Source organism: Ilumatobacter sp. (assembly GCF_041688325.1).
GTDB lineage: Bacteria > Actinomycetota > Acidimicrobiia > Acidimicrobiales > Ilumatobacteraceae > Ilumatobacter_A.
The window spans coordinates 1-7,085 of the sequence record NZ_JBDNIJ010000030.1 but is presented as its reverse complement, the minus strand read 5'-3'; the positions used below and the strand labels follow the sequence as shown (position 1 = coordinate 7,085).

The window sequence follows — 7,085 nt, the reverse complement described above, 5'->3', positions numbered from 1 at the left end:
GTTATGACCTGTGAGTTTCTCTTTGCCAGTCGGCTGAGAACACTCAGTCGGAGTCCTGACAGAACGACGCAATAGGCAGCGGTTTCGGCCCAGCCCGCTCGCCAAGATCGGCGTCGCAGCCGACGCTGACGATCAACCCGCAGGCCCCGAAGCCCGAGTCGCCGATCGAAGATGCCGCTCGAAAGCGGCCCTGCGACCACCGCCGCTCCCTGTGGACACTTCGTGGGTAGCAGACCGAATCTACAACCACCATGTCAGCCCGAAATAGCCTCTGAGCTGGTGTTTTATTGGAGCCGGGTGTGAGGATCGAACTCACCACCTCATGATTACAAATCACCACGGGCGCGTCCGAGCGATGCTGGCCGATGTCGCAGAGTCCGGAAACATGCGGTTCCTGACACGTGAGCCGTCCAACGAGTACGTCGAGAGGCGTGCTGTGGTGGGTTGTTCGTGGACACTTCGTGGACAGTGAGCGTCGTTCGGAACTGAATGGCTCCACCGCCGACCGACCACCACGGCGATTCTGGGACGACGCTGCTGGCACCGGCGAGTGGCCGTCCTTCTGATGGGATCCCTGCGAAAGTAGCGGGGATGCCGACCCCACCGGAGAATCTCAACCCTGACGGAAACCTGGTCAGCAACGAAACTTTTGCCGAGTACATGGCACCGATCGAGGCGGCACTGAGTGACTATGCCGTGGCGGTCAACGCCCAGGCTGACGGTCACGGCTACTTGCCAGCCGCGTCCTCACAGGCGATGGCCGAACTGGACGTTCAGCGCGCTTGGGCGACCGCTTCGTGGAGCGAACCAGTCCGCAACGCGCACTCGTACGCCAGCACATTGCTGTACACGCTCATCGAACACGTCGCAGCGTTCGCCGCCATCATTGCCCACACCAAGGTCGGGCCTTCCCAGTCTCATCGACCGACCCTTCGAGCCGTCTTCGAAATCACCCCGATTGCTCACTGGCTGTTCGACCCAACGATCTCAGCCGAAAAGCGTGTAAAGCGAAGCATCGCCTATCGACTCAAGTCGGCGAACGAGAGCGGACGGATGCAACACCTCGAGCAAGCCGTTCAAAATTCCAAGAATGCACGCAACGCGTGCAAAACGTTCGCCCGTCACAACGGTTGGGCCATTCGCGCAAACGCCGTCGATGACGAGAAGCTACCGGTGGCTGCTGAGAGCTTCTCAACGGTCGTGTTCGGCGGAGAAGCTGAGCGGCTCGACCGCACCCTTTGGAGTCTTCTGTCGGCGTCTACTCACGGCACGTGGTATGCGATCTCGGAAGGGTTCGCGGAACGAATGGTCCCCGACCCATTCGACCCCTCAGGCGGGTTCGCTCCGGTCATCATCGAGGCGGGCCAGATCACAATGTTTGCGCTCATGGTCGGTCAATCACTTCAAGCTGTGGCCACAGCGAGGTCAGAACTGATGGGCTGGCCAGCAACCGACGCGATGATCGACGCACTCACACGGATCGAAACAATCGGCGAGCGTTACACCGCAGCAACGGCCAACAGCTAACCGCCGATCGGACGCTCCGCCGCGGGGTACGCGCCCTCGTCTGCTGAGCCAACAATGCTCCAACTCCATTGAAGTCGATTCGTGACGACGGGCGTCGGCGCCACTTCTGCGGAACTGTTGTTATGAGTGGGTCACAGTACGGAAGAAGTGCCGTTAGCGGATGGTGCCGGCCTGCTGCGTTGCCCGTTGTTCTGATCGCCTTTCAACGATGTCGCTCAGACTGGCGATTTATGCGAGTCGCGTTGGGGACGACTACCTCCGGCGGCGAGAATGCCGTTCGCGCCGGATTTCTGTCTGGCGGCAGGGGGCCTCGGACACGTGCGTTCAGTCTCCGGTGGCAGCATCCGGGAGCGCAAGGAACCACTCCTCCTCCGTCACTTGCTCAAGTCGTTCTGCTACCACTCGGACGGCATCGGAGTTGGTGTGGGCACTGATCGCAATGACTCGATTCGGTGATGCACGCCAGACGATTGCCGTGTTGACGCCTTCGGGCGGATCGCCTTCTCGACTCATGATCCAGGCGGGCGTGCCGTTGACCGTGGTGGGCATGGCAGTGTCGGACGTAACGTCGTAGCCCGAACCTGGAGGTTGTCTGTGTCCATCCTTAGAATTGCTTTGCTCGCTGTGATGATTGCCGCCTCTAGCGCGCTGGCCGCGTGTGGTGACGAGGCGACGCCAGATACACCGGTCGCGGGCGATGTGTCGGCTGCTAGCGATGTGTCGGCCGCAAGCGGTGAGTCATTCGCGGTGGAACCTAATAGCGCAGGTCCACAATCGTGCGAAGGCGCCAAAGTCACCGTCAATTACGACGCCGACCTTGTGAAGAACGGGCTTGGATGCCGGCCGACCCCTACGCAGCAGATCGACGTCCTCATCAGTGCTAGCGAGCCCAACCCGGCCCAGATCTGCACCAAGATGGACGGCTGGCTGCGTCCTGCCGTGGTAGGGGATCCGCTCGGCGGCTGGCGTTGCGAATACGCCGACCCCGAGATGTTGCGGTAAGCGTCACGGCTCATTGCTATCTCCGCTGAGGCGGCTGCGAGAACCGGGTCTGCTGCAAGCTGTCGGCATATCGAAGCACCGCAGCGACTGCACTCGGATCGCGGACGACGCCCTCACAGCAGCTCGTGCGTCCCTGCGTTCGCACCGCTGCGACGAGGCACGTCTCTTGCGACGGCAAGTTTTCGCCATCCCCGAACGCCGGCTGCGGGCGTACGTCGAAATCGTGACATCGAGGGTGGCGATGGAGCTGGGTGGATGTCCCACGATTCAAGGAGGACACTATGCCCACACTGCTCACGAACGGCGCCGCGCTTTCCACCGACGACCCGCCCTGGTCGCCCGACGAAGCCCAAATCGCAGCCGCCGCCTCCCCCAACGGGTCGTTCACGGTCGAGGTCGGTGACACGCTCTCCGGCTTTTACCGAAGGACGCTCCGCTGCCGGCCGCGGTGTCGTACGCTCAGCCGGCCGGTTCGCTCGTGGAAGCCGAGCGGGCCGGTCAAGCTACCTGTTCGATCAGCTTGCCTGACCGGCTCGCACCAGCGGATCGGTCACTCCCCGACGCTGATGGAGATGGTGGGGCGCTTCCCCAGGCTCATCCACGGGAGACCGACGACGATCTCGACCGGGGAGCCGTCCTTGTTGTCGAACGACGCTGAACGCTTCCCGCGTCCCCATTCGGCGTCCACGCCGTACCAGCCAGGTTCGATGTCCATCTCGAACCGGCCACCGGCGTGCAGTTCGCACACCACTTTTCGGTCGATCGCGACGGTGATGCGACGTGCCCCACCGAACGGGCTCATGTTGCGGCGAACGACTACCTTTGCCACTGGTTCCACTCCTTTTTGGGGCGGCCTGTGTTGCGTCCTGGGGTCGCCCCTCCCCCTTTGAACGGGCTCATCCTACAATGTCGCCGACAGCCCGGTCCTGACCGGCCCGCACCATCAGTTCGGTACCCCCGTCGCTGTAACTCGTCGTCGAGGTCGAGGGTGTCGGTGCTACGGACGCACGGCCCGTTCCAGTAGGCGGCGACGTGCCGGCCGTTCGTGCATAGCGGCCGGGCTGCGGTGCCGTGGCTCACCGACGCAGACCTGACGGTCAACACTACCGAGAAGCCCCGGACGAGGTCGTGGCCGAGGTTCTCGCCAGCCCGCCGCAGCAGTCGGCTGAACCGCGCGTCGGCTCTCCGCTACCTACAGCTTCAGCACCCAAGCAAGTGTCACCTACCGCCGGGTACGGGGCACGCATATCACCATCGTCAGATCGTGCCCTGACCCGCTCCTACCCGGCATTATGGCGGTCGTCGGGTGCTCCATAACGTTCGGCCTGACGCCGTCGGTTCAGTACGACTCGGAGTAGCTATCGGGCTCCGTGATGCCAGTCGAGCTTGATCGGTTGGCCGAGCGAGTTCCGACGCGACCGAAGCACTCACGAGGCGACACACGATCCCGCACCCGACACACGACCATCCCTGCTCAGCAGCCGAATCGTGACGCCAAGGAAGCGCCGATAGCACTCATGAGTCACCCCTCCGCCCGATCGTCTCGCGAGCACACACGACGCATCACCCGATCAACCGCACAGCACCCGATCGCGCCTGGTCAACAGCACGACCTCGTCGCAGAGGAACCGTCGCAACAAGCGAGGAATCAAGTCTCGTTCCTTGTCGCTGTCGCCGGCCCGCCGCAGCCGGCGTTTCACCGCGTGTTCCGCCTCGGTTGGGCAGCACTACTGCGCAGTCGGTCGCTTGGGTGTTTTTGTCGAGGCGCCGCGCAGGTCAGCCTTCAGCGCCAGATCGTGTCACGCCGCAGGTCGGCCCAGGCAGGTCGTGCGCGAAGACGGTGGGAGGGAATGCACCTTTGCAGGTTCCCCTTTGGGGAACCTGGGGCGCACACATCGCCGGTTTCTTCACTCACTCGGCGACGGGAAGCGCTCACGGAAGACGCTCGCCGGTTCGACTACGAAGCCGTCCGGCCCAAACGTCACCGCACAGGCCTCCAGAAATCCGGATTGCCCAAACATGACCGCTGTCCCCTGATGAGGCCACGGGTCGAGCAACGCCACCACACTGCGCCAAGAAATCGGTGGAGCGCCTTGCGATGACGACGGCGCACGAACCTCGAGGGTCAGTTCGTACAGCGCGACCTCACTGCTCGATCCGCCGAGCCGGAGCACCATCGTCTCACCCGTCTCGACAGGGTCGCCGCCAGACTGCAACACCTCGCTGCGCACCAAGGTGATCGGGGCGCCGGTATCGATCAGGGCGGACCAAACACTCGCCGTACCCGGCGTCGACGCCTGCACCACAGCGCGGAGCACCGGCTGCGGCGTTCGCCCCCGGCCCTCACCGAAGTCGGTGTAGCCGTACTGCCACGCCTCAGCCAAGCCCAAAGACCACGGGTTCGCCCGGAACCGGAGCGCGCATGATTTCGAGCCCCTCGACACCGTCGGCGTCGATGACCGCCATCAACTCCGACAACGTGGCTGCATGTCGCTGTACCCGATCGTCGGTATCGAGCGCGACCCAACAACCAGCCCATTCGGCGAGATCGAGCGTGCGAACCATGCCTTCAACAGTACCAGTCCGGTGCTCGGCCGCGCTCCTCATCCAGGGCGGGCGAGCAGAACAGCGATACAACACCACGACAGGTCCGATGCGACTCCCCGAGGGTGCGATCGTGTCGCCAGGTTCCCCGTTCAGGGGAACCTGCAAAGGTGTATGCACTCCCACCAGCCCGGCACACGACATTCCAGAACCCACCTCCGACGACACACGATCTGACGAGGCAACGCTCCCCACACCCGCCGAGGACCACGCCCGAGCGCGAGCCAGCACCGACCGCAGGATCTGCCGGGCCGAAGGGCTCTCCCGGCTCGATGTCCCGCCCAGCACGGCCAGCCGCCTTTACAGAGCAGAGGAGACTTCCAGGGTTTCCCGGACGAAGGAGATCTGCAATGAACACGCTCTCGATCAGCCCGGCGACGATGACCGTCAGCGAGGCTGCGATCCTGCTCGGCATTTCGCGATCGAACGCCTACGAATGCGTGCGCCTCGGCTCGATCCCGTCGATCCGGCTTGGTCGGCGAATCGTGGTACCGACGCACGCCATTAACGCGCTCCTTGCCTCCGTCACGCCGAACGTCGTCGACAACGGCTCCATCGAGCGCTGACAGACCCCCAGGAGCTCTACTCGAAGAGCCCAGCGATGCGACCAGCGCTCTCGCGGCGGACTGCCTGCGGGACGTGCGAGTAGGTGTCCATCGTGACCGAAATCGTCGCATGGCCGAGCTGTTCCTGGACGACCTTCGGATGCACGCCGGCTTCGAGCGCACTCGTCGCCATCGTGTGGCGAACATCGTGCAGCCTGATCTTCGGCACGTCGGCCCGCCCGATCGCCGAGGCGAACATTTTCGTGAGTCGCTGCGGCAGAAGCGGCACACCTGCCTCGTCGACGAACACGTACCCCGAGCCGGTCCACGCGACGCCCGCTGCGGCCCGCTCGACTTCCTGACGTTCGCGGTGATCGCGAAGGACGCCGCCCGTTGCATCGGCGAGCAGCAGTTGTCGCTGACTCCGCGCCTTCGGCGTCGTCGTCACGGTCTCCTTGCCGGCCGTCGTGCGCTGCTGAGCAACCGTCAGCGTTGCCCGTCCAAGGTCGACATCGCTCCACCGCAGCCCGGCGAGTTCGCCGCGACGCATACCGGTGTGCAGCGCGAGCGTCCACAGCCCGCGAAGTCGGTCGTCGTCCAGCGAGTCGATGAAGCGCCGCGCCTCCTCAGACGTCCACACCGTCATCTCGATGTGCTCGCCCTTCAGCACCCGCACCGAACTCGCCGGGTTGGTCGGCATCACGTTCCACCGGACACCGTCGGCAAGGGCACGGTGCAGCACCCGGTGTGCGAGCTTCACCGAGTTGGCCGCCAGTGGCTTGCCATCGCGTCGACCGTGATCGAGCAGCACCCCGTGCCAACGCTTGATGTCCATCGCCGACAGACCAGCAAGGCGCGTGGCACCGAGATACGGCAGCACATACCGCTCGACGACTTCGCCATAGTTCGTCCACGCAGTCAAAGCCAGCTCAGGCTTGACCGTGTCGATCCACACCTCGAGGAAATCACGGACAGTCTGCTTCGACGGTGCGATGTACGTGCCCTGTTGCAGGCCAGCGAGCGCCTCGTTCAACGCTGCCTGGGCTGCACGCTTGGTCGCGAAGTTGCCGACCTGCCGCTGGCGACGCTTTCCGGAATCATCGAACCCCAAGTCGATCCGATAGCTCCACGCGCCGCCCGGCGTTCGTGGTTTGCGGATCGCACCCTTCATGCTGACACGGTAGCCCGATGTGGACACTTCGTGGACAGCAGACCGAATCTGCGACCAGCGCTTCGACCGGAAATGGCCTCTACGCTGGGGTGATCTTGGAGCCGGGTGCGAGGATCGAACTCGCCACCTCATGATTACAAATCAAGTGCTCTACCAACTGAGCTAACCCGGCGTGGGGCATGACGATAGCGACGTCACTGGATTTTCGAACGGTGACGACGCGTGCTGATGAATGC

The 7,085-nt window shown here is 63.8% G+C and carries 8 protein-coding genes and 1 tRNA gene; 3 read left to right on the top strand and 6 right to left on the bottom strand.

Features of this window, described 5'->3' with window-relative positions; genetic code table 11:
* The first annotated feature begins 591 nt into the window (after positions 1-591).
* Positions 592-1,527 carry a hypothetical protein gene (locus ACH2EI_RS02265; protein ID WP_395159021.1) on the top strand — a complete coding sequence of 312 codons (936 nt, stop codon included), beginning with the start codon at positions 592-594 and terminating at the stop codon, positions 1,525-1,527.
* Between the two features lie 324 nt (positions 1,528-1,851).
* Here ACH2EI_RS02265 and ACH2EI_RS02260 read toward each other — a convergent pair whose 3' ends face one another.
* A complete protein-coding gene (locus tag ACH2EI_RS02260; protein ID WP_395156148.1) occupies positions 1,852-2,076 on the bottom strand; it encodes a hypothetical protein in 225 nt (74 codons plus the stop codon).
* Between the two features lie 78 nt (positions 2,077-2,154).
* On the opposite strand from ACH2EI_RS02260, the gene ACH2EI_RS02255 reads away from it, so the two are divergent.
* A complete protein-coding gene (locus ACH2EI_RS02255; protein WP_395156146.1) occupies positions 2,155-2,529 on the top strand; it encodes a hypothetical protein in 375 nt (124 codons plus the stop codon).
* A 550-nt stretch (positions 2,530-3,079) separates the two neighbouring features.
* On the opposite strand, the gene ACH2EI_RS02250 is transcribed toward ACH2EI_RS02255, so the two are convergent.
* From ACH2EI_RS02250 to ACH2EI_RS02240, 3 genes are all read right to left on the bottom strand, one after another.
* A complete protein-coding gene (locus tag ACH2EI_RS02250) occupies positions 3,080-3,358 on the bottom strand; it encodes a hypothetical protein (protein WP_395156144.1) in 279 nt (92 codons plus the stop codon).
* Positions 3,359-4,436: 1,078 nt separating this feature from the next.
* A complete protein-coding gene (locus tag ACH2EI_RS02245; protein WP_395156142.1) occupies positions 4,437-4,913 on the bottom strand; it encodes a hypothetical protein in 477 nt (158 codons plus the stop codon).
* Positions 4,906-5,094, bottom strand: a complete 189-nt coding sequence (locus ACH2EI_RS02240) for a hypothetical protein (protein ID WP_395156140.1) — start codon at positions 5,092-5,094, stop codon at positions 4,906-4,908. Before ACH2EI_RS02240 ends, ACH2EI_RS02245 begins: the two co-directional genes overlap by 8 nt.
* Before the next feature lie 389 nt (positions 5,095-5,483).
* On the opposite strand from ACH2EI_RS02240, the gene ACH2EI_RS02235 reads away from it, so the two are divergent.
* A complete protein-coding gene (locus tag ACH2EI_RS02235) occupies positions 5,484-5,699 on the top strand; it encodes a helix-turn-helix domain-containing protein (RefSeq protein ID WP_395156138.1) in 216 nt (71 codons plus the stop codon).
* Between the two features lie 16 nt (positions 5,700-5,715).
* On the opposite strand, the gene ACH2EI_RS02230 is transcribed toward ACH2EI_RS02235, so the two are convergent.
* Both ACH2EI_RS02230 and ACH2EI_RS02225 read right to left on the bottom strand, forming a co-directional pair.
* Positions 5,716-6,849, bottom strand: a complete 1,134-nt coding sequence (locus ACH2EI_RS02230; RefSeq protein WP_395159019.1) for a tyrosine-type recombinase/integrase — start codon at positions 6,847-6,849, stop codon at positions 5,716-5,718.
* A 96-nt stretch (positions 6,850-6,945) separates the two neighbouring features.
* Positions 6,946-7,021: transfer RNA gene (locus ACH2EI_RS02225), tRNA-Thr, on the bottom strand.
* Positions 7,022-7,085: the final 64 nt, after the last annotated feature.